This window comes from Pseudomonas sp. S2_A05, from assembly GCF_054668485.1.
Genome location: NZ_CP162775.1, coordinates 4,992,212 through 5,015,701, shown reverse-complemented (window position 1 = coordinate 5,015,701; position 23,490 = coordinate 4,992,212). Strand labels below are relative to the sequence as shown.

Genomic DNA, 23,490 nt, shown 5'->3' with positions numbered 1-23,490 from the left:
CTCAGAAATCCTTGCGCAGTTGCACGCCGAAATAGCGCTCGTCATCCCGTGGCACGGCGCGATAGATGTAGCTGCCGCCACTGGCCAGCAATGACGAATAGGATTTGTCGGCGAGGTTCTTGCCGAGCAGGGCGACACGCCAGCCATTGCTGTAATCGGCCAAGGCGACGCTGGCGTTCCACAGCCCGTAGGCGCCCTGTTTGGTATCGGGGTTCTGGCTGATGTCGTACTGCACTTCGCTCTGCCAGCTGTAGTCAGTGCCCAGTTCGATATCGAGACCGTTGTCCAGCGGAATTGTGTAGTCGGCGCGCACGTAGCTTTTCCAGTCCGGGCTGAACGGCAATGGTTTGCCGTTGACGTTGCACGACGCCGCCGCGCCGGCCGGGCAGGCGAATTCGTCGATGCGTGCGCGGGTGTAGGCCAGTGAGCCGGAGAACTTCAGTTGCTGGGTGGCTTGCAGGGCGTAATCGAGTTCGATGCCTTCACTGGTGACGCTGCCGGCGTTGATCAAACGCGTCACCACCTGCCCGGCGACGGTGTCGAAAAAGTTCGCCTGATAGTTGTCGTACTCGCTGTGGAAGATCGCCAGGTTGGTGGTCAGGCGGTTGTTCCAGGAGGTGGCTTTGATCCCCACTTCCCAGGTGTTGGAGGTCTCCGGTTTCAGCGCTTCGGTGTCGCGCGGCTGCATGTTGAAAAACACGTTGTACGCCGGGCCTTTGTAACCGCGCGAATAGGTCAGGTAACTGGTAACGGTATCGCTCAGGTCATATTGCAGACCGAGGCGACCGGACCAGCCGTCCTCGTCCACCGAGCCAGAGCTACTGGTCGCCGGTTGAATGCCGCTGACGGTGGTCGCTGATGTTGAAACGCGACGGTGATCGTATTTCAGATCATCGTGGGTATAGCGCAGACCGGCGATGCCGCGAAAGTTCGAAGTGAAGTTCAGCGTGCTCTCACCAAACACCGCGTAGCTGTCGCTGGTGGTGCTGTAATCGGCAACGCCACGGTCGGTGCGTGTGGTGGTCGTGAGGGTGCGCTGATAGGTCTCGTCGTCCTTGCCGTGCATGTAGAACAGGCCGCCGACGTACTCGAGAAACTCGCCCTTCGGTGAGGCCAGACGCAGCTCTTGCGAATACTGGTCGAAGGCCAGATCGCCTTTATCTGCCGTGCCGGGGAACGCCGCCGTCACGGTGCCGAGGCGATCACCATCCTGATACTGGGTATTGTCCCAGCCGCGCCATGCGGTGATCGATGTCAGCGTGTAATCGCCCAGTTGCCAGTCGAGCTGGCCGGACAGGCCTTTGTTGATGTCCTCGATGTGAGAGCGGGTGTCGGTGTTGATGTCGCGGTTGTGGCTGCTCGCGCTCACCGGACTCAGCGCGTTGGCGAAGGCCGGCGTCAGCGCTTGGCTGACGACACCATTGGGCGCGTCATCGTGGGACTGCATGTAGTCCGCGATCAGGGTGAAAGTAATGTCGTCGTTCGGGGTGAATTCGAGTTTGCCGCGCACACCGCGGTGGTTGTAACCGTTGACCTCGTGGCCGTTGTGTTGATTGTCGATGTTACCGTCGTACGTGCCGAACAAGGTGCTGATCGAGCCCTTCAGCGTGTCCGGAATCAGACTGCCGCCAAGGCCGAAACGGCTGCGGCTTTCGTTGCCGCTGTAGAACGCCTGATCGATATAGCCGTGTGTTTCGGCGGTCGGTGCCTTGCTGGAGATGTTGAGTACACCGGCCGAGGCGTTCTTGCCGAACAGCGTGCCTTGTGGGCCACGCAACACTTCGACGCGCTCCAGATCGAGCAGATCCAGCGTGGCCTGACCGGGCCGCGCGTACACCACGCCGTCGATCACTGTCGCCACGGTCGGCTCGACGCCGGGCGAGGTGGAAATCGTGCCGACGCCGCGCACGAATAACGAGGTGTCCTTGTTCGAGGCGCCGGTACGGAAATTCAGCGACGGCACTTGCTGAACGATGCTCGCCAAGCTATTGCGGTTATCGCGTTCGAGCTGTTCGCCGTCGAGCACGGAAACCGCCACCGGCACTTTCTGCAGGGACTCTTCGCGGCGAGTCGCGGTCACCGTGACGGATTTCAGCGTCGGTTCCTGATCGCTGCTGTCAGCGGCAAACGCCATGGGCAGCGGCAGCGCCGCCAGCCCGGTGAAAATCCAGCCCGCCGCGTGTATCGACTGCGTCAGTGTGTGTAATGCCCCAGGAAAATTACGCATAGGTGTTCGCTCGAAAATGGCCCTGAACCGCTGCCGTTCTGCGACGACAGCGCCTGAATCTGTCTTGGGCATTCGCTCGAGCGAGTAGCAGACAACGCGCCTTGTTAGCGCTAACATCGGCAATATTGGCCATCGGCGAATAGAGCGTCCAATACTGAAAAATTACTTTTATATGCGATTTGGTTTTTAGAAAGGATCGAGTCTTGAACGTTGAAAAACCGCGTAAACGTCGTGGCGCCGGCCGTGTAACGTTGAATGCCGTGGCGCGTGCGGCCGGGGTGTCGGCGATTACCGTGTCGCGGTATTTCAATCAGCCCGAACAGGTTTCGCCCGAGCGGCGCGAGCGTATTGCAGCGGTGGTTGCCGAGCTCGGTTATGTGCCGAATCTGGTGGCGGGTGGTCTGGCCTCGGCGCGGGGGAAAATCGTCGGCATGGTCATTCCGAACATCTCCGGGCCGATTTTTGCCAACACGATCCAGGGCTTCAGCGACACCCTTAGCCGTCACGGTTATCAACTGTTGCTGGCGTCGAGTTATTTCGATATCAAGCAGGAAGAAAATGCCGTGCGCACGTTTCTCGGCTGGTCGCCGGCAGCGCTGGTGCTGACCAGCCACTTCCACAGCGCAGGCACCGAGAAGATGCTCGCCGAGGCGGATATCCCGGTCATCGAAACCTGGGATTACCAGCCGGAACGCGGGCCGATGCAGATCGGCTTTTCGCATTTCGAAGTGGGCGTGACGGCGGCAAGGCATCTGCTGGAAAAAGGCTACCAACGCATCGCCTTCGTGCAAAACAGCGCGCCGGGGGACTTCAGTGCCTTGGAGCGCCGCGATGGTTATGCCGCCACTCTGCGAGGCGCAGGGAGGGAGCCATGGCTCTTCGCCCCGGACGCCGACCGCGCACCGTTCGAGGCCGGTAAGCAGGCGATGGAAGCCTTGATGAATGCCTCACCACGCCCCGACGCGATCATCTTCGCCAACGACAACCTCGCCGCCGGCGGCCTGCTCGCCGGGCAACGCGCCGGTTTGAGAATTCCCGAAGACTGCGCCGTTCTCGGCTTCGGTGATTACCCGTTCGCCGAGATGCTGTTGCCCAGCCTGAGCACGATCAAACCACCGGCACTGGAGATCGGTGTACTCGCCGCGACACGCGTGCTGGAAAGCCTTGGCGTGTTGCCGAGCGACGAAGTGCAGCGGCTGAATCTGCTGCAGTGCCAGGTGATCGAGCGCGAAAGCATCTGATGAATATGGCGGGGGCTGGATTGGCTATGCTCTGAAGGACACAGAGGTGGCCCTTTCGCGAGCAGGCTCGCTCCCACAGGGATTTCCTGTGTACATGAAATTTATGTCCAGCCGAGATCCAATGTGGGAGCGAGCCTGCTCGCGAAGGGGCCCTTCCCGGCACTGCACCTCCATCAGGCAGAACGCACCATGCACACCACCATCATCATTGTCTTCGGCCTGGTCCTGCTCGCGCTGATGCTTTACATCGGCGAGCACATCGGCTTCAGCCGCCACACGCTGGCCTACGCTTTCGCAGCGCTGTGGCTGGCGTTGACGCTGATCAACGGGGCGGTCGGCGTGGTGCATGCGGGGCAGCCGTTGGGGACGGAGATTGCGATGGGCAGTGCGGTGTTTGGCGTGCCGGTGGCGGCGATGGTGTTGTTCATGGTGCTGAGCGCCGAGGCGTAAAACCTCTCGGCGCTCAGCCGCTGGATCAACGCACCAGATGCAGGAACTGCATGTGCCGTTCGTACTGGTCGAGGATGTCGTTGATGATCTGCTCTTTGGTGTAGCCGACCAGATCGTAGTCCTGACTGCCCTCGCTCAAGTGCACTTCGGCGCGGTAGTAGCGGCGATTGTTGAGTTGCTTGGAACCCATGCCGCCGCGCGCGAACGATGGCGTGAAGTAGCCGCGCATCTGCACCTGATAGATGAACGGATGCTGCTCGCCATGACCGATTTCCAGGCTGACGTTGTCATGCGCCGGATCCGGCTGGGTAACCACGTGCAGGCCTTTTTCGACGAACACGGCGGTCACTTCTTCGATCGCCGGGCGGACGGTGCTTTCCATGAAGCGGTACACCTCGTCGCGGGACGGGAAGTGCACGGCCTGACTCAGGCGCTGACGCCAGCCACCGGTGCCACGCCGCGAACCGGAGACCGGCGCCAGCGAATGCAACTGCGCGATCTGCTTCTGCGACTCCAGATAGAACGCCTTGTGCAGGCCCCACATCATCAGCAGCAGAATCAACGAGAACGGCAATGAGGTCAGCACCACCGCCGACTTCAACGCGTCGATGCTGCCGGAAAACAGCAGTGCGCTGGTGATCAGCGCGGTCATCGCACCCCAGAAGACCCGCAGCCATTTCGGCCCGTCTTCATCCGGGTTGCCGCCTTTCGCCGACAGGGTGGAGAGCACCACGGTGCCGGAATCCGCAGACGTCACGAAGAACACGAAGCTGATGAACACCGTCACGGCGATGACAGTCTTGCTCCACGGATAGGTTTCCAGCAGCAGATAAATGCTCATCGACGGATTGTCGATGGCCGACATGCCCAGCGCACTCATGCCGTGATTGAGCACTTGATCCAGGGCGCTGTTGCCGAAGATCGACATCCACGCCAAGGTGAAACCGAGCGGAATCAACAGCACGCCGAAGACGAATTCACGGATGGTGCGGCCACGGGAAATCCGCGCGATGAACAGGCCCACGAACGGCGACCATGCGATCCACCAGGCCCAGTAGAACACGGTCCAGCCGCCCAGCCAGTCGCTCGGTTTGTCGTAGGCGTAGAGGTCGAAACTCTTCATCGGCAGCGCGCCGAGGTAATCGCCGACGTTCTGGATCAGGGTGTTGAGCAGGTGCTGTGTCGGCCCGGCAAACAATACGAACAGCAGCAGCCCGCAGGCCAGCAGCATGTTGATGTCCGACATCACCCGCACGCCTTTGTCGACGCCGGAGACGGCCACAATGATCGCCGCACCCATCATCAGCGTGATCAGGCCGACCTGAATCCACTGCGTGTGGGCGATGCCGAACAGGTAGTCCAGCCCGGAGTTCAGATGCAGCACGCCGAAGCCCATGTCGGCACCAAGACCGAACACCGTGGCGATGATGCCGAAGCCGTCCACCGCATAGCCGATCGGGCCGTTGATGCGTTTGCCGATCAGCGGATACAGCGCCGAACGCAGGGCCAGCGGCAGATTGTGCCGATAGGCGAAATAGGCCAGCGCCATGCCGACGAAGGCAAACACGCCCCAGCCATGCAGGCCCCAATGCAGGAACAGGATCTGCATCGCCTGGCGTGCCGCATCCGCCGTGCCCGCGTCGCCTTGCGGTGGCTGGAGCATGTGGGTCAGCGGTTCGGAGACGCAGAAGAAAAACAGCGTGATGCTGATCCCGGCGGCGAACAGCATGCCGGCCCAGGACAGGTAACTGAATTCGGGTTCGTCGTGGTCGGCACCGAGTTTTATCTTGCCGTAGCCGGATAAGGCGGTGACCACCACGAAGATCAGATACAGGGTCATCGCGAGCATGTAGTACCAGCCGACCGTGTTGGCCGCCCAGTTTTGCGCTTCCAGCAACCAGGCGCCGGCCTGCTCGGGGATGGCGATGACGACAAGACCAAACAGCAGAATGACCGTCGCGGCGAAGTAGAACACCGGCGGATTCATGCGCACCAGACCGCTGGCGGGGGTAGACGATGCACTCATGAAAGGTGCACCTCGAAGGGTTGAAACGTGGCTGAAATGATCGGACTCAGCAAAGGCAAGCCTCCTGTTGTGAGCGGGCAGCGAACCACCGGTTTAACTTGAATGAACGTTCAAGTTAAACATGAATGGGGTGGTAAGGACTAATCGCAGGGCTGGGCGGTAGGTTTCCTACAGCGCCCGAGGAGGTTTATGACGCGGGTTTTGTGAGATTCGTTCACTGCGCCAAGCAAGAATCAAAAGCCCCTCACCCTAACCCTCTCCCAGAGGGAGAGGGGACTGATTGGGGGATGTTCAGAATGTGCGCCAACCTGAGGAAACCGTGCCGAATCCATAATCGACCCGGTATTTCAGGTCGATGTATGACGCAAAACACCTCGGTCGGCCCCCTCTCCCTCCGGGAGAGGGCTGGGGTGAGGGGAAAAGGATTCCACGGCCTACTTCTGCGTCCCGTCATCATGCTGCAGATTTGCCTGCGTCAGATTCGCCCCCGCCGGCACACTGCGCGTCAGCCAGACGTTGCCGCCAATGGTCGAGCCCTTGCCGATGGTGATCCGTCCGAGAATCGTCGCCCCGGCATAAATCACAACGTCATCCTCAACGATCGGATGGCGCGGGTGGCCCTTCTGCAATTGGCCGTCCTCATCCGCCGGAAAGCGCTTGGCACCCAAAGTCACCGCCTGATAAATGCGCACCCGTTCGCCAATGATCGCGGTTTCGCCAATCACTACGCCTGTGCCGTGATCGATAAAGAAACTGCGGCCGATCTGCGCGCCCGGGTGGATATCGATGCCCGTCGCCGAGTGCGCGATTTCCGCGCTGATCCGCGCCAGCAGTGGCAGTCCGGCACGGTATAAATGGTGCGCCAGGCGATGGTGAATCACCGCAAGAATGCCCGGATAGCACAGCAGCACTTCATCAACGCTGCGCGCCGCCGGGTCGCCGTGGTAGGCCGCCAGCACGTCGGTGTCGAGCAGCGTGCGCAAACCCGGCAATGCGAGGGCAAAATCCTGCACGATCTGAATGGCGCGGGTCTCGACTTCACTGTCGTCCTGCGCGCTGTGGCGGGCAACGTAACGCAGCTCCAGGCGCGTCTGCGCCAGCAATGCATTGAGCGCTACATCAAGCGTGTGGCCGACGTAGAAGTCTTCACTTTCTTCACGCAGATCGACCGGCCCCAGACGCATCGGGAACAGCGCGCCACACAGCGCCTCGAGGATTTCCGCCATCGCCGCTCGCGACGGCAATTCGCGGCCGCCCTGCTCTCCTGAAGCCCGACCATTCTGTGCGCGCCACTGATCCCGCGCGCTGCGCAGCTGGCTGACGATGGTCTGCAATTGCCAATGGCTGGAACGCTCGCTCACGGTAAAGACTCCTCACGGGCGGCCGGACTGTCTGGCCGCGTCAACGGCGCCTACTTTACGGCATGCCTTTGCCGACGAATTAAGAACCGATAGTGCTGGCCTCAGTCCATTTGGCTATAAGCGATTGGCGGTTGCCCGGGCAAAAACGCGTGCCTATAGTCCTTTCATTCTTCTGCGCCAGTACGGACCCATGATCAAACAACAGCTGCAACGCTTCCCCCGTCTCGAACTGCTGAGCCACCCTACTCCGCTGGAAAAACTCGAACGCCTGTCCACCTGGCTTGGTCGCGAGGTGTACATCAAGCGCGATGACCTGACGCCGCTGGCGATGGGCGGCAACAAGCTACGCAAACTCGAATACCTGGCCGCCGACGCGCTCGCGCAAGGTGCTGACACGCTGATCACGGCCGGTGCGTTGCAATCGAACCACGTGCGCCAGACCGCCGCGCTGGCCGCGAAACTCGGCCTCGGTTGTGTGGCGCTGCTGGAAAACCCGCTCGGCACTGATGATGGAAATTACACCGGCAACGGCAACCGCTTGCTGCTGGATCTGTTCGACACCAAAGTCGAGCTGGTCGACAACCTCGATAATGCCGACGAACAACTGGCCGCCCTCGCCGTGCGCCTGCGCAGCAACGGCAAGAAGCCGTATCTGGTGCCGATCGGCGGCTCCAACGCCCTTGGTGCTCTGGGTTATGTGCGCGCCGGGCTGGAACTGGCTGAGCAGATCAAGGACAGCGGCCTCGATTTCGCCGCTGTGGTGCTGGCTTCAGGCAGTGCCGGTACTCACAGTGGTCTCGGACTGGCGCTGAGTGAGGTGCTGCCGCAACTGCCGGTGATCGGCGTGACCGTTTCGCGCAGTGAAGAAGATCAGCGCCCGAAGGTTCAGGGTTTGGCCGAATGCACCGCTGAGCTGCTGGGCATCGAGTTGCCGGCCAGCTTCAAGGTCGAGCTGTGGGAAGAATATTTCGGCCCACGTTATGGCGAACCGAATGCCGGGACTTTGGCGGCGGTGAAACTGTTGGCGGCTCAGGAAGGTCTGTTGCTTGACCCGGTGTACACCGGCAAGGCCATGGCCGGCCTGTTAGACGGGATTGGCCGGCAGCGATTCGATGACGGCCCGGTCATCTTCCTGCACACCGGGGGCGCGCCAGCGTTGTTTGCCTACAAGGATTTTCTGTAAGAGCAGATCAAGAGATTGCAGCCTTCGGCAGCTCCTACATGAGATCACCTGCAGCGGCTGCCGAAGGCTGCGATCTTCAAGCAGTCACACATATTCCTGAAATGAATAACAATTTTAGTATTAAGTATTTTCAAGTCTAAAACAGACATCTTATAGTCTCGCCGCAGGCGAATTTCGGGCGAGACGCTTAAGCTGCTTTAAGGCAGGATAGCGCTGTCGTCCAGATCACCAATTTGCCTACATTCCTTAAGCGTCTTCCATAAGAAAACACAGGGGCTTGTCATGAATTTTTCCGCACTACGTCGCACTCTGCTGGTCGGTTCGCTGGGTCTTGCGCTCAGCGCCGGCCTGATCGGTCAGGCAGTGGCCGGTGAGCAGTTGCAACAGATCAAGGACAAGGGCGTTCTGAACGTCGGCCTGGAAGGCACTTACCCCCCGTTCAGCTATGTCGACGAGAACGGCAAGCTGTCGGGTTTTGAAGTGGAGCTGTCCGAAGCGCTGGCGCAAAAGCTCGGCGTCAAGGCCAAGATTCAGCCGACCAAATGGGACGGCATCCTCGCCGCACTGGAATCCAAGCGTCTGGATCTGGTGGTCAACCAAGTGACCATTTCCGACGAGCGCAAGAAGAAGTACGACTTCTCCGAACCGTATACCGTCTCTGGCATTCAGGCCCTCGTGCTGAAAAGCAAAGAGTCGGCGCTGAACATCAAGACTGCCGCTGACCTGTCCGGCAAGAAAGTCGGTGTCGGCCTGGGTACCAACTACGAGCAGTGGGTCCGCGCCAACGTGCCGGGTGCTGACGTGCGCACCTACGATGATGATCCGACCAAATTCGCCGACCTCAACAACGGTCGTACCGATGCCATCCTGATCGACCGTCTGGCTGCCCTCGAATACGCCAAGAAAGCCCCGAAAACCGTAGCTGCCGGTGAGGCCTTCTCGCGTCAGGAATCCGGTATCGCCCTGCGCAAAGGCGAGCCTGAACTGCTGGCTGCGGTGAACAAGGCGCTCGACGAACTGCGTGCTGACGGCACTCTTGAGAAACTGTCGAAGAAATACTTCAACGCAGACGTCACTAAATAATGGAAGAGGCTTTCCAACTCGCGCTGGATTCCGCGCCCTTTCTGTTGAAGGGCGCGTACTACACGGTAGTCCTCAGCCTCGGCGGGATGTTCTTCGGTCTGCTGCTGGGCTTCGGCCTCGCGCTGATGCGCCTGTCGCGCTTCAAATCGGTCAGCTGGCTGGCCCGCATCTACGTGTCGTTCTTTCGCGGCACGCCGTTGCTGGTGCAGTTGTTCGTGATCTATTACGGCTTGCCGCAACTGGGCATGGAGCTTGATCCGCTGCCAGCAGCGCTGATCGGTTTCTCGCTGAACATGGCCGCCTACGCCTGTGAAATCCTTCGGGCCGCGATCGGTTCGATCGAACGCGGTCAGTGGGAGGCTGCTGCGAGTATCGGCATGACCCGCGCGCAGACCCTGCGCCGGGCCATCCTGCCGCAAGCGATGCGCACGGCATTGCCGCCGCTGGGCAACAGCTTCATTTCGCTGGTCAAGGACACGGCGCTGGCCGCGACCATTCAGGTGCCGGAGCTGTTCCGTCAGGCGCAGCTGATTACCGCCCGGACTTTTGAAGTCTTCACCATGTATCTTGCCGCCGCGCTGATCTACTGGATTCTGGCCACGGTGCTTTCGCACTTGCAGAACAAGTTGGAAGAGCGGGTCAATCGGCACGACCAGGAGTCCTGACGCGATGATTGTCGTGGAAAAACTGACCAAGCAATTCAAGGGACAGGTCGTGCTCAACGGCATCGACCTTGAGGTAAAGGAAGGCGAAGTCGTCGCGATCATCGGTCCCAGTGGTTCGGGGAAAACGACGTTCCTGCGCTGCCTGAATTTCCTCGAAGAACCCACCAGCGGCCGGATCAAGGTCGGCGATATCGAAATCGATACCAGCCGCCCGCTGAACCAGCAGCAAAGCCTGGTGCGCAACCTGCGCCAGCACGTCGGCTTCGTGTTCCAGAACTTCAACCTGTTCCCCCATCGCACCGCTTTGGAAAACGTCATCGAAGGCCCGATCGTGGTCAAGAAGATGCCGCGCGACCAGGCAGTTGCTCTGGGTAAAAAGCTGCTGACCAAAGTGGGGCTTGCCGGCAAGGAGGACGCGTATCCGCGCCGGCTTTCCGGTGGCCAGCAACAGCGCGTGGCAATTGCCCGGGCGCTGGCGATGGAGCCGGAAGTCATTCTGTTCGACGAACCGACCTCCGCCCTCGACCCGGAACTGGTCGGCGAAGTGCTGGCGACCATCCGCGGTCTTGCCGAAGAAAATCGCACCATGGTGATTGTCACCCATGAAATGGGTTTTGCCCGTGACGTGGCCAATCGCGTGGTGTTTTTCGACAAGGGCGTAATTGTTGAACAAGGTGAAGCCAAGGCACTGTTTGCCAACCCGAAAGAAGAACGCACCAAACAGTTTCTCAGCAAGTTTCTGAATCACGCCTGAGAACTTTCTCTACCACAGCCCTCAACTTCCACGGACGGAAGTTATCCCTCCCCCGGCATTTCATTCTTCTAAATATTTATTACTTGTGCGCGCAGATATACATTGCGCAACGATGACGCACGTTCTCGACTCGTCATATTTCCACACGTTTGCCGGTGAACGAACCCGCACAAAACGCCGCGAAACCGCTGTTTATCTGTAGCTGATTTCGCGCTTACGCCTAGGCTTAGTGCCTCGATGACGTAGGAGCTTTCTGATTAACTTGTAATTTACGCATTAACTAATCCCCTCTATTGACACCCCTCTCCGCAGACTTTTATCTAGTCGGCAACCGGCGCCCATTAGTTCAAACAACCCGCACTAATACCGAGCAAATACTTGTCGCTTTTATTGCCAGTTGATTCGCGCCTTTTTTGTTTTCCAGAAACGGATTTCGCTGCAAGACTTCAAGGAGAGAAACCGATGACCCGCACTTCGCACACACCCGAACTTGCAGCGCCAACGCTGGCATGCGCACAAAAAACCGGCATTAACCTGGCAACAGCAGCCCACCTGCTCATCGACGTGCCGCCCTACTGCGACATGGACGTTGGCGATCTGATCGAACTGTTCTGGGACAAATGCTATGTCGCGTCAAAAGTCCTCAGCGCGGCCGATGTGGGCGAGTCGGTCAGCCTGCGGGTGCCGGAGAGTTTCATCACCAACGGCACCGCGCGCATTCACTACCGCGTGATGCAGGTCGGCCAGGGCGCCGCGCTTTCGGCAACGACGCGGATACAGGTCAAACTCGATTGCCCGGGTGGCCAGCCCGCTGCGCACTGCGAAGATGAAAACCAGCAACTGGCACCGGTGATCATCCCCGAAGCGATTCGCCGCCAGGGCGTCAACCCCAGCCAGATCAAACGCGGCGTGCCGCTGACTATCGAGCCTTATCTGAACATGGCCGAAGACGACGCCATCACATTGCGCTGGGGTGATGTGCGCATGGATCTGGCGGCGCTCACTGCGGCCGACGTCGGGCTGCCGATTCAGGTCTGGGTGCCACCGGCGGTCATTGTCGAAGCGGGCGAAGACCTGCGGCTGGACGTGACCTACTGCATCCTCGACCGGGTCGGTAACAACTCGCGCTGGGCACCGCCGCGCACACTCAAAATCGGTTGCGTGAATCCGTACGTGAAAGTCCCGTTGAAGCCCGAATTCAAGGCCGCTGAATCACGTACCAAGTGAGACCTGCTCAAGGTGGGAGGTCAGTTATCTCTCACCTGAACCTCGTTAACCAAGCCGAACATCCACCCTTCTATGCATATTCCTAAAAGTTAGTTCATTTAATTTTTATACACGCTTAGGGTATATGCACCGGACCACCGGACATTCTTTCAATCGTCGCACTCCGCGGCGTTTTTCATGAGATGTGAGGTAGGTATGGTCCGGAACACAATCACCCCAGTGCAGATCGCCAGGGCATTGCGTGCAGCCAGGGAGCGGCACTGATGTCCAGTCTGGCAGATGCGAATCTGCAGTCCGATCTGGACATCGCCCCACTGTTATTGCCCGCGCAAGTACTGCGCAACGACGCTCAAGCCATCAAGGCCGCCCACGAGCTGGCGCAGGCCGCCCGCGTGCAGGCGGCCAAACGCGACCGTCAGCGCAAGCTGCCATGGTCGGAAATTGAACAGTTCACCCGCAGCGGTCTGGGCAGCATTGCCATCCCGCGCGAATACGGTGGCCCGCAGGTTTCCTTCGTCACATTGGCTGAAGTATTCGCGATCATTTCTGCCGCCGACCCGGCGCTCGGACAGATTCCGCAAAACCAGTTCGGCATCATCCATCTGGTGCTCGGCACCGCTACCCAAGCGCAGAAAAAGCAGCTGTTCCAGAGTGTTCTGGAAGGTTGGCGCATCGGCAATGCCGGCCCGGAACGCGGCACGAAAAACACCTTGGAACTGAAGGCGCGAATCAGTGCAGATGGCGACGACTACGTGATCAACGGCCAGAAGTTCTATTCCACCGGCGCCCTGTTCGCCCACTGGGTCGCGGTGAAAGCGCTCAACGATGACGGCAAGCAAGTGCTGGCCTTCGTCCGTCGCGGCACGCCAGGTTTGCGCATCGTCGATGACTGGTCGGGTTTCGGCCAGCGCACCACCGCCAGCGGCACGATCCTGCTGAACAACGTGCGCGTCGAGTCGAGCCTGGTCATCGACAACTGGAAGATCAACGACAAGCCGAACACCCAAGGGGCAGTGTCGCAGCTGATTCAAGCGGCCATCGACGCCGGCATCGCACGCGGTGCTATCGACGACGCCATCGACTTCGTCAAAAGCCGCGCGCGGCCATGGATCGACGCCAAGGTCGAGCGCGCCAGCGATGACCTCTACGTGATCGCCGATATCGGCAAACTGAAAATCGAACTGCACGCCGCCGAAGCGCTGCTGCGCAAGGCCGGACAAGTGCTTGATCAGGTTCACGCGGCGCCACTCACTGCTGAGTCCGCTGCTCGCGCTTCGATCGCCGTGGCTGAAGCAAAAGTACTGACCACCGAGATCTCGCTGCTGGCCAGCGAAAAGCTCTTCGAACTGGCCGGCAGCCGCGCGACCCTCGCCGAATTCAACCTCGACCGCCACTGGCGCAACGCCCGCGTGCACACCCTGCACGACCCGGTGCGCTGGAAATATCACGCAGTCGGCGCCTATCGCCTGAACGGCACCTTGCCGGCTCGCCATTCCTGGATCTGAGACGACCAGTCATCTGGAGAACCCCCTATGACGCTTTCCCATCACGTCGCGCTCATCACCAGCGATGAGCAAGCCCTGATCGTCGCCAGCGACCTGGCCGAAGATTTCAAACGCGACAGCGCCCTGCGCGACCGCGAACGCCGCCTGCCATTGGCAGAACTGGAAGTGTTTTCCCGCTCCGGCCTGTGGGGCATCAGCGTGCCGAAGGAATATGGCGGCGCAGGTGTTTCCAACGTCACCCTGGCCAAAGTCATCGCCCTGATTGCGCAGGCCGACGGTTCACTCGGGCAAATTCCGCAGAACCATTTCTACGCACTGGAAGTGCTGCGCGTGAATGGCAGCGATGAACAGAAACAACGTCTGTACGCCGAGGTCCTCGCCGGTCAACGCTTCGGCAATGCGCTGGCAGAACTGGGCACCAAAACCGCTCACGACCGCGTCACCAGCCTCGAACGCGACGGCGCTGGTTATCGCATCAACGGTCGCAAGTTCTACTCGACCGGGGCGATTTACGCGCAGCGCATTCCGACGTCGGTGGTCGATGAAAACGGCGTACAGCAACTGGCCTTCGTCCCGCGCGAGAGCAAGGGCCTGACGGTGATCGACGACTGGAGCGGCTTCGGCCAGCGCACCACTGGCAGTGGCTCGGTGGTGTTCGAAGATGTCTATGTAGCGGCTGAAGATGTGCTGCCGTTCCAGAGCGCTTTCGAACGCCCGACCACGGTCGGCCCGCTGGCGCAGATTCTCCACGCCGCGATCGACACCGGCATTGCCCGCGCCGCTTTCGAAGATGCCTTGCATTTCGTGCGCAGCAAAACCCGTCCGTGGATCGATTCCGGCAACGACAAGGCCACCGAAGATCCGCTGACATTGAAGAGCTTCGGCCACTTGAGCATTCGGTTGCACGCCACCGAAGCCTTGCTCGAACGTGCCGGCGAAATCCTCGATGCCGCGCAAGCCGAAACCAACGCCGAAACCGTCGCCGCCGCATCGATCGCGGTTGCCGAAGCGCGGGCGATCAGCACGGAAATTTCCCTCGCCGCCGGCAGCACCCTGTTCGAACTGGCCGGCAGCCAGGCGACGCTGAGTGAACACGGCCTCGACCGCCACTGGCGCAACGCCCGAGTGCATACCCTGCATGACCCAGTGCGCTGGAAATATCACGCAGTTGGCAATTATTACCTCAACGACGAAAACCCTCCGCTGCGAGGGACGATCTGATGAGCGCTGCGAAAAAGAAAATTCTGCTCAACGCGTTCAACATGAACTGCATCGGCCATATCAATCACGGCCTGTGGACGCATCCGCGCGACACTTCGACCCGCTACAACACGATCGAATACTGGACCGAACTGGCGCAGTTGCTTGAGCGTGGATTGTTCGATGGTTTGTTCATCGCTGACATCGTCGGCGTCTACGACGTCTACCAGAACTCGGTGGACGTCACGCTGAAAGAGTCGATCCAGTTGCCGGTCAACGATCCGCTGCTACTGGTTTCAGCGATGGCAGCCGTCACCAGAAACCTCGGCTTCGGCCTGACCGCCAATCTCACTTACGAGCCGCCATATCTGTTCGCCCGACGCATGTCGACGCTCGATCATTTGAGTCGCGGCCGGGTCGGCTGGAACATCGTCACCGGTTATCTGGACAGCGCCGCCAAAGCCATGGGCCTGCGCGAACAGGTCGAACATGACCGCCGCTACGACCAGGCCGAAGAGTATCTGCAGGTGTTGTACAAGCTCTGGGAAGGCAGTTGGGAGAACGGCGCGGTGCTCAACGACCGCGAGGAGCGTATCTACGCCAATCCGGAAAAAGTGCACAAGGTCGAGCACAAGGGCGAGTTCTATCAGGTCGAGGGTTATCACCTCTGCGAGCCGTCACCGCAGCGCACGCCGGTATTGTTCCAAGCCGGCAGCTCCGATCGCGGCTTGCTCTTCGCCGGGCGTCATGCCGAGTGCGTATTCATCAGCGGCCAGAACAAACCATCGACCAAAGTGCAGGTCGACAAGGTCCGTGCCAGCGCGGTCGAAGCCGGGCGCAATCCTCAAGACATCAAGGTGTTCATGGGCCTCAATGTGATCGTCGGCGCCACCGAAGAAGCGGCGTGGGCCAAGCATGCCGAGTACCTGAGTTACGCCAGTGCCGAGGCCGGCGTGGCGCATTTTTCCGCCTCCACCGGCATCGACTTTGCCCAGTACGAAATCGACGAACCGATCCAGTACGTGAAGAGCAACGCGATTCAGTCGGCGACGAAAAACCTGCAAAACAACGACTGGACCCGGCGCAAATTGCTCGACCAGCACGCCCTCGGTGGTCGTTACATCACCGTGGTCGGCTCGCCCGAGCAAGTGGCGGATGAACTGGAATCGTGGATCGCCGAAACCGGTCTGGACGGCTTCAATCTGACCCGCATCGTCACCCCGGAAAGCTATGTCGATTTCATCGAGCTGGTGATTCCCGAGCTGCAGTGGCGCGGCTCGTACAAGACTGCGTATGACAGCGGGACCTTGCGCGAGAAGTTGTTTCACGGTGAGGCGCAATTGCCTGAGCAACACAGCGGATCTTCGTACAGGCATCAGAAGCTTCGCGAGCAGGCTCGCTCCCACATTTGAAATGCGTGCCCCTGTGGGAGCGAGCCTGCTCGCGAAGAGGCCCTCCCCGACAGCAAAAATTCATGCACTGACTGGAAAAACCACCATGACCAAAAAAATCCTGACCCACCCAGTCAAAGCACTGGCTCTGGTCTTCGGCCTGTTCAGCTCGGCGGTATTCGCTGCGGATGCGCCGCTGAAAATCGGCACCACCGCCGCTTTTGCCATCCCGCTGGAAGCCGCCGTCGAGGAAGCCTCCAAACAAGGCCTGAAAGTCGAACTGGTGGAATTCACCGACTGGATCGCGCCCAACGTCAGCCTCGCCGCTGGCGACATCGATGTGAATTACTTCCAGCACATTCCGTTCCTGGAAAACGCCAAAGCCGCGTCCGGTTTCGATCTGGTGCCATTCGCTCCTGGGATCATTAACAACGTCGGTCTGTATTCGAAGCGATACAAAAGCTTCGATGAGCTGCCCGAAGGCGCCAGCGTCGCCATCGCCAACGACCCGATCAACAGCGGACGCGGTTTGCAATTGCTCGCCAAGGCCGGGTTGATCAGCCTGAAACCGGGCGTCGGCTACAAAGCCACCGAAGACGACATCGTCGCCAATCCGAAGAAGATCAGGATTCTTCAGGTCGAAGCCGTGCAACTGGTGCGCGCGTATGACGACGCCGATCTGGTCCAGGGTTATCCAGCCTATATCCGCTTGGCGAAGACCTTCGATGCCGGCTCGGCACTGCTGTTCGACGGTCTCGATCACAAGGAATACGTGATCCAGTTCGTCATCCAGCCGAAGAGCAAAACCGACCCGCGCCTGATCAAGTTCGTCGACATCTATCAGCATTCGCCGGCCGTTCGCGCGGCACTGGACAAGGCCCACGGCAAGCTCTATCAGGCCGGCTGGGAAAGCTGAACATGACTGCGGCGATCCAACGGCGACTGGAGCTTCCAGAGCCACACAATGCTGAAAAAACCGAGCTGCACCCCGAGTTGAATCGCGCCCACGTACGCTTTATTGGCGTGGGCAAAACCTACAACGGCCGGCAAGGACCGGTCGCGGCCTTGCAGGGCATCGACCTGGCGATTCAGCGTGGTGAAGTGTTCGGCATCATCGGCCGCAGCGGCGCCGGCAAGTCGTCGCTGATTCGCACGATCAATCGCCTGGAACAGCCGACTTCAGGACGCGTGCTGATCGATCAGGTCGATATCGGCGAGCTCGATGAAGACCGTCTCGTCGCTCTGCGCCGGCGTATCGGCATGATCTTCCAGCACTTCAATCTGATGTCGGCCAAGACCGTCTGGCAGAACGTCGAGTTGCCACTGAAAGTCGCCGGCGTGCCGAAGGAACAGCGCGACAACAAGGTGCGCGAACTGCTCGAACTGGTCGGCCTGCAAAGCAAGCACAAGGCCTACCCGGCACAACTCTCCGGCGGGCAGAAGCAGCGTGTCGGCATCGCCCGCGCGCTGGTGCATGACCCGGACATTCTGCTCTGCGATGAAGCGACATCGGCACTCGATCCGGAGACCACGCAGTCGATCCTCGGCCTGTTGCGCGAGATCAACAAACGCCTCGGCCTGACCATTGTGCTGATCACTCACGAAATGGCAGTGATCCGCGACATCTGCGATCGCGTCGTCGTGCTTGAGCATGGCCATGCGGTCGAGCAAGGGCCGGTGTGGCAAGTGTTCGGCAATCCGCAACACGAGGTCAGCCAGACCTTGCTCGCGCCGCTGCAACACGCCTTGCCGGAAGAATTGCAAAGCCGTTTGCAGGCGCAATCCACGGCTTCTGATGCAGCGTTGGTGTTGCGTTTGCAGTTCACCGGCAGTGCCGCTGATGAGCCGGATCTGGCTGCATTATTTGCGGCATTGGGTGGCCAAGTGAAGCTGCTTCAGGGCGGCGTGGAAAGGATTCAGGGTCACGCACTGGGGCAGCTGTTGCTGGCCGTCAGCGGCTCGGCGTTCAGCGCCGGGCAATTGCGCGAACGCGCCGGGCAATGGGCGCAACGAGTGGAGGTATTGGGCTATGTGGTTTGATCGCTTGCTGCAGGGTTTTATCGACACTTTCCTGATGGTCGGCGTGTCGTCGCTGATCGCGCTGCTGGTGGGGATTCCCATGGCGGTGATTCTGGTCACCAGTGACAAGGGCGGGATCTATGAGGCGCCGCTGTTGAACCGTGCGCTGGGCGCCTTCGTCAATCTGTTCCGCTCGATCCCGTTCCTGATTCTGATGGTTGCGCTGATTCCGTTCACCCGCCTGATCGTCGGCACCACCTATGGCGTGTGGGCCGCTGTGGTACCGCTGACAATCGCCGCAACGCCCTTCTTCGCGCGGATCGCCGAAGTGAGTCTGCGCGAGGTCGATCATGGCCTGATCGAAGCCGCGCAGGCCATGGGTTGCCGGCGCTGGCATATCGTCTGGCATGTGCTGCTGCCCGAGGCGCTGCCGGGGATTGTCGGCGGTTTCACCATCACCCTGGTGACGATGATCAATTCGTCGGCCATGGCTGGGGCAATTGGTGCTGGTGGGCTGGGGGATATCGCTTACCGCTACGGTTATCAGCGCTTCGACAGCCAGATCATGTTGACGGTGATTGTCTTGCTGGTGGCGTTGGTGGCGGTGATTCAGTTGGGTGGGGATCGGTTGGCTCGGGGGTTGAATAAGCGGTGAAGCAGACTCTTTGCTTCCGATGGCTGGGACGCCAGCGCCCACCATCAGATGCGAACTGGTGGCGCTACTGTGAGTGTTCACCCGACATAACCTGGAGTAATCGAATTTTTTTTCAGAAAAGCCCGGGTATTTCCCTGATCAAGCGTGTTTTCCATGTTTTCTCTTGTCTGAAAAATCAGACTCGTCATGTCTTTCCACTTCACGCTGTTATGAGATTGCCACTCCACATACTCATCAGGCGAAGCCAGATCCGTTTCGACACCCGACATAATCCTTGTCAATACTTGCCACGTTTTGGATTGCATTTTGTGAAACACTGGATACAGATTTCCAAATGAAGCCAGATTATTGATTGAAGGCTTCAGATCAAAGCTGTCGACTCCGGTCAACGTCATATATTTACGTGACTCATCCTTCAGATGGAAGGCAGCAGCCCCATAGGCTGAAGCGCCACCCGCGCTGGCCAGACCGGAAGAGAGTTTCAAAGCCCCATAAAAAGGCCTGAAATCCCCATTGAATTTCGGATGATCTAGCGAGCCATACTCTTTTATTATTCTGGAAGGGGAATGAGCATAGTCAAACATGCCCATTTCGAAACCATCCCGGATCTCCGTTGCAAAACCTGGTTTAACCCCTTGATGCCACATATTCATGAGGCCATCACCTTCTAGATCAGGGATGCTTTCCGGATTGATATTGAAAGTCAGTTTCGCCCTGGATATGACATCAACAGCGGCTTCCAGCAATTCATCCGCAGCCACATCGCTCTGGATGCGCGCCAGCTTTTTAATTTTGCCAATGGCAGAACTCTTATCCGTGTCCTTTCTAGCCATGATGCTGGGGAGCAAATGCAATTTGAAATGGGCCCTGCGCGCATGCTCCGCGTCACTTTCGCCGCTCAAAACGCTACTCAAACCTCTGACCGTCCCCTGTTCATCAACGAAAATCAGCGGACTATTTCCTAGCATTGCGTAAAGATTGATTCCATCGATATCTCGGCCAGGATCGGGACTTGTCCAGCGCTGTAACCACGGCGCGTAATAACGATAGCCATAATAGTAAAGACCGGTCGCATCCCGCTCTTTGCCTGAGTAACGAATCGTTTTGTTTTTCACCGCCAATGAATTCTTACCCGCCCAGCACGCCGTGCCACCAAACGGGTAATAGTGCTCCTGAGTCAAAATCCCCGAACCATCATCCAATTCCAGCGTGCTGGAACCAAGATGATCATTGAGGCTGTAACGCAGTTGGTCGCTTTCCACCCCGCTTGGCCAGTGCAGCAGTCGTACCTGATTGCGCCCGGTGTCGACACTGAAGACATGTCGCTCGACACCATCGACTTCGCGATGAATCTCAAGCCCCGGCAGATAACGAAGTTCTACCGTCAGCTTCTGACCGGACGCTTGGCTGACAGTCGTTTTACGCAACCGATGGCCCGGCTCGTCGTAGCCATAACACTCGTAGTCATCGCTTTCATTCGGACGTTTCAGCAACACAACCCGGCTCAACTCATTGCGTACGTTCCAGCACATGGCCTGACCACGTTGCAACTCCAACTGATTACCCGCCGCATCAAATCCCTGCGCTATCTCCGCTTCCCCGGGCAAGGAACCATCGTCGCGCTGCATCAAGCTTCGGTTGCTGCGATGGGAGGTGTACATCGCAAAACCCGGCGCACCGCTGTGGTGGCGAGTGATCAGGTTGCCCGCTGCATCGTAGTCGAATTTCTGCGTGTAGTTGCGCCGTTGATTAGGATCCAGCGGCGTTGGCAGCAGCTCCGGCAAGGCCGGGCCATGACTGGGCTGGCTGACTTCCCAGCCGCTGGCCTCGACCAGTTGATAAAGGCTGTCGTAGCGATACCGACTGACCGGATCGATGCGCTGATTGTTGAGCCAGGACACGGCTTGAGTCTTGTCTTCCAGGCTGATGATGTTGCCCACCGGATCGTAGACGTAATTCAGATCCTGCAACGGAGGGTGCGTGCCGACACTGGCGAGCAGGCTCAGCAACCGGCCGTCATCGCGGCTGTATTCGGCGCGGGCGATGACGCCGTTGCCGGCCGTTTCGCTTTCGATCTGACCCTGCGCGTTGTAGCGAATCGCGCTGACCAGGCACTTCGGCTGCCTGCCCTCGCCGGCCTGCAACAGCCAGGTCGCGCAAGCTTGCCCGGCGATGTTGTAATGCTGGGTCCGGAGGTTGCCTACCGCGTCGGTGTGATGCTGCAACTCGCCGGTTGGAGTGAAAGTCTGCCGGGTGACGTAGGTTGTTTCCTCGAGATAGTCATCCCGCCGGTCGGGTTCGAGTGGCCAGTCAGGCGTCTCGAGCTCGATCAAAAAGCGTCGCGACTCAACCATCACTGCGCCAGCGAGGCCGTAGCCATCGAAATGCCGATTGCCGGCCGGGTCGTCGTGGCGGATTGGTCGACCGCACTGGTTGTGCTGTGCGTGATCATCGGTGGCTTTTGCATAGGTCCAGCGCTCGACCACGCGAGGCTGCCCGTCGTGCGCCTGCTCGGTGAGGGCTAGCGGTCGCAGCAGATCATCGTATTGGCGGTGACTCTGACTGCCCCGGGCATCCCAGCCAGAACACATCGAGCCCGCTTCATTCAACAGCCGCACCTGCCAACCGGCGTCGACGCTGTCTGCGAGTAAGTCTTGACCGCTCAATGCGTAGAGTGTGGCCAGATTCGGCTTGGGCGCAACGCCGTACAAACGCGGATCCCACGACGCTACCTGACGCCCCGCCTCATCAAAGATCTGCCGGGTGATGCGCGATTCGATGTCGGCTTTATCCGGGTGTCGGCAATAGGCAACGCTGCGAACCACCAGTGCGCGCGGGTCAATGACCGACAAGGTCGGAGTGGCGGTGTCATGGCGGGTATTCACGGCTACGCGAGTCCCTGATGTCTATACGCTGAGACTGAACCAGTTTTCTCCATCCCGATACTGTAAGAACTACCAGTTGCATTCAGGTTTGCGCACCCATGCGGTCATTCAGACAGGCTGGCGCGAGGACTGAATAAGCGCTAAGGTCGATGGCGGCAGGTGGCCATCAATCAGGCCCTTGTGATCGCGATATCTTAGGCAACGCCCTTCGCAAAAATCAGATGCTTCCTACACCACTTTTGTCGTTTCGCCAGCCCGAACCACGGGGGTTTGCAGGACGATTCCTAGAATATTTTGCCCGCTTGTACCCGAAATATCCTGTAGCTAATCTCCGGTCGTCACTGTTTTGCGGTGACTGGATTCAGTTGTCCGGCCGGCGACTGATCCGCGTGCAGCCGCCGTCCTGCTCGTTTAGTCGCGAAATGGTTGGCTCCCACTTGAAGTCAGGAGTTTACCCATGGAAAAAAATCTTGCCGATCCGCCACTCAGCCTTACCTCAAGCAAGCGGTTCACCGAGGATTTGCTCAAGGATCGCTCTGCACTGTGCCGCGCCGTCGACTCACATCTGGCCGGCAATCAGGTCACGTTGGCGGGACAGAAACGCGTCTACAGCATCAGCGAAGATGTGACGCTGGAGGACGCCCAACTGTATGTTGCCGATCTACTGCGCTGCGCCTCGGTGACCGTCCATCAATGCGGTGACCAGCTCGGGGGCGCGGATCGGGCCATGGTGTTCTCGGTCTGGCATCTGCTGGAAATGGCCAAGGCGATGATGGACCGCTCGATCGATTGTCTGGGAGCGAAGCAGCACTGAAGCCTGGCACCCATTGCCGCCTGCACTGGCCCCAGCGCAGGCGGCGTTTTTTTGCCGGTGAAAAGGCTTATAGTCCGCCCTCACACCGCCAATACAGCATTGATCATGAAGCAAACGCCCAGCGACCTCGAACAGATCACCGCCACCACCCTTGGACACTACAACTCGGTGGCCGAGGATTTCCGTGAAGGCACGCGCGACCACGATGTCAGCCAGAATATCGAGGCCTTGCTGCGCCACATTCACGGTGAAGCACCCTTCACGATTCTCGATTTCGGCTGCGGGCCGGGGCGGGATTTGCAAACCTTCACGCGCATGGGCCACGTCGCGATCGGCCTTGATGGCTCACAGGAGTTCGCGCGCATGGCCCGCGAAGACAGCGGTTGCGAAGTCTGGCAGCAGGACTTTCTCAAGCTCGATCTACCCGCCGAGCGCTTCGACGGGATCTTCGCCAATGCCGTGCTGTTTCATGTGCCGTTGCAGGTGTTGCCGCAAGTGCTACGGCAACTGCACGGCACCTTGAAACCGGGTGGCGTGCTGTTCAGTTCCAATCCGCGTGGCGACAACCAAGAGGGCTGGAACGGGCCGCGCTACGGCTCGTATCACGATCTCGAGGCCTGGCGCGGGTTGCTGACGGCGGCGGGGTTTGTCGAGCTGGAGCATTATTACCGGCCTGCGGGCTTGCCGCGCGAACAGCAGCCGTGGCTGGCGAGCGTGTGGCGTCGAGTTGATTGAAGATCAAAAGATCGCAGCCTTCGGCAGCTCCTACGTTGGAATGCGTTTCCCTGTAGGCGCTGCCGAAGG

The 23,490-nt window shown here is 59.4% G+C and carries 19 protein-coding genes; 15 read left to right on the top strand and 4 right to left on the bottom strand.

Annotated features, from left to right (window positions below):
* Position 1: 1 nt before the first annotated feature.
* Positions 2-2,227, bottom strand: coding sequence for a TonB-dependent receptor (locus tag AB4O12_RS22785; RefSeq protein WP_056787072.1), 2,226 nt, complete (start codon positions 2,225-2,227; stop codon positions 2-4).
* Positions 2,228-2,430: 203 nt separating this feature from the next.
* Here AB4O12_RS22785 and AB4O12_RS22780 point away from each other — a divergent pair, with 203 nt between their 5' ends.
* On the top strand, positions 2,431-3,468 hold the full coding sequence (locus tag AB4O12_RS22780; RefSeq protein ID WP_460059769.1) for a LacI family DNA-binding transcriptional regulator: 1,038 nt from the start codon (positions 2,431-2,433) through the stop codon (positions 3,466-3,468).
* A gap of 189 nt (positions 3,469-3,657) precedes the next feature.
* On the top strand, positions 3,658-3,918 hold the full coding sequence (locus AB4O12_RS22775) for a hypothetical protein (protein ID WP_460059768.1): 261 nt from the start codon (positions 3,658-3,660) through the stop codon (positions 3,916-3,918).
* Positions 3,919-3,943: 25 nt separating this feature from the next.
* On the opposite strand, the gene betT is transcribed toward AB4O12_RS22775, so the two are convergent.
* Both betT and epsC read right to left on the bottom strand, forming a co-directional pair.
* Entirely contained in the window at positions 3,944-5,905 is a 1,962-nt protein-coding gene (gene betT, locus AB4O12_RS22770; protein ID WP_256808615.1) for a choline transporter BetT, read from the bottom strand.
* Positions 5,906-6,378: 473 nt separating this feature from the next.
* Entirely contained in the window at positions 6,379-7,305 is a 927-nt protein-coding gene (epsC, locus tag AB4O12_RS22765; RefSeq protein ID WP_024011175.1) for a serine O-acetyltransferase EpsC, read from the bottom strand.
* Positions 7,306-7,495: 190 nt separating this feature from the next.
* On the opposite strand from epsC, the gene AB4O12_RS22760 reads away from it, so the two are divergent.
* From AB4O12_RS22760 to AB4O12_RS22710, 11 genes are all read left to right on the top strand, one after another.
* Positions 7,496-8,488 (top strand): D-cysteine desulfhydrase, encoded by a 993-nt coding sequence (locus tag AB4O12_RS22760; protein WP_460059767.1) that lies wholly within the window; start codon positions 7,496-7,498, stop codon positions 8,486-8,488.
* Between the two features lie 282 nt (positions 8,489-8,770).
* Positions 8,771-9,571 carry a cystine ABC transporter substrate-binding protein gene (gene tcyJ / locus AB4O12_RS22755; RefSeq protein WP_016772199.1) on the top strand — a complete coding sequence of 267 codons (801 nt, stop codon included), beginning with the start codon at positions 8,771-8,773 and terminating at the stop codon, positions 9,569-9,571.
* Entirely contained in the window at positions 9,571-10,236 is a 666-nt protein-coding gene (gene tcyL, locus AB4O12_RS22750) for a cystine ABC transporter permease (protein WP_016772200.1), read from the top strand. Before tcyJ ends, tcyL begins: the two co-directional genes overlap by 1 nt.
* Positions 10,237-10,240: 4 nt before the next feature.
* Positions 10,241-10,990: an L-cystine ABC transporter ATP-binding protein TcyN gene (tcyN, locus tag AB4O12_RS22745; RefSeq protein ID WP_076565047.1), complete on the top strand. Its 750-nt coding sequence runs from the start codon at positions 10,241-10,243 to the stop codon at positions 10,988-10,990.
* A gap of 462 nt (positions 10,991-11,452) precedes the next feature.
* The gene (locus AB4O12_RS22740; RefSeq protein WP_150637905.1) at positions 11,453-12,217 is read left to right on the top strand and encodes a hypothetical protein; all 765 of its coding nucleotides are present in this window, start codon (positions 11,453-11,455) and stop codon (positions 12,215-12,217) included.
* 263 nt (positions 12,218-12,480) lie between these two features.
* The gene (locus tag AB4O12_RS22735; protein ID WP_150637903.1) at positions 12,481-13,722 is read left to right on the top strand and encodes an SfnB family sulfur acquisition oxidoreductase; all 1,242 of its coding nucleotides are present in this window, start codon (positions 12,481-12,483) and stop codon (positions 13,720-13,722) included.
* A 27-nt stretch (positions 13,723-13,749) separates the two neighbouring features.
* Complete coding sequence (locus AB4O12_RS22730; RefSeq protein WP_252868605.1) at positions 13,750-14,943, top strand: SfnB family sulfur acquisition oxidoreductase; 1,194 nt, start codon at positions 13,750-13,752, stop codon at positions 14,941-14,943.
* Positions 14,943-16,334, top strand: coding sequence for an LLM class flavin-dependent oxidoreductase (locus AB4O12_RS22725; protein ID WP_406228018.1), 1,392 nt, complete (start codon positions 14,943-14,945; stop codon positions 16,332-16,334). The genes AB4O12_RS22730 and AB4O12_RS22725 overlap by 1 nt, the downstream gene beginning before the upstream one ends.
* An 85-nt stretch (positions 16,335-16,419) precedes the next feature.
* Entirely contained in the window at positions 16,420-17,229 is an 810-nt protein-coding gene (locus AB4O12_RS22720) for a MetQ/NlpA family ABC transporter substrate-binding protein (protein ID WP_406228017.1), read from the top strand.
* 2 nt (positions 17,230-17,231) lie between these two features.
* The gene (locus AB4O12_RS22715; RefSeq protein WP_460059766.1) at positions 17,232-18,353 is read left to right on the top strand and encodes a methionine ABC transporter ATP-binding protein; all 1,122 of its coding nucleotides are present in this window, start codon (positions 17,232-17,234) and stop codon (positions 18,351-18,353) included.
* Positions 18,343-18,987 (top strand): methionine ABC transporter permease, encoded by a 645-nt coding sequence (locus AB4O12_RS22710; protein ID WP_039756400.1) that lies wholly within the window; start codon positions 18,343-18,345, stop codon positions 18,985-18,987. Before AB4O12_RS22715 ends, AB4O12_RS22710 begins: the two co-directional genes overlap by 11 nt.
* Positions 18,988-19,064: 77 nt before the next feature.
* Here AB4O12_RS22710 and AB4O12_RS22705 read toward each other — a convergent pair whose 3' ends face one another.
* Complete coding sequence (locus tag AB4O12_RS22705; protein ID WP_460059765.1) at positions 19,065-21,872, bottom strand: RHS repeat domain-containing protein; 2,808 nt, start codon at positions 21,870-21,872, stop codon at positions 19,065-19,067.
* Between the two features lie 457 nt (positions 21,873-22,329).
* Between AB4O12_RS22705 and AB4O12_RS22700 the strand changes: the two genes are divergently transcribed.
* Together AB4O12_RS22700 and AB4O12_RS22695 are read left to right on the top strand one after the other, a co-directional pair.
* Positions 22,330-22,686, top strand: a complete 357-nt coding sequence (locus AB4O12_RS22700) for a DUF6124 family protein (protein ID WP_041477463.1) — start codon at positions 22,330-22,332, stop codon at positions 22,684-22,686.
* A gap of 105 nt (positions 22,687-22,791) precedes the next feature.
* The gene (locus tag AB4O12_RS22695; protein WP_056787053.1) at positions 22,792-23,421 is read left to right on the top strand and encodes a class I SAM-dependent methyltransferase; all 630 of its coding nucleotides are present in this window, start codon (positions 22,792-22,794) and stop codon (positions 23,419-23,421) included.
* Positions 23,422-23,490 lie beyond the last annotated feature (69 nt).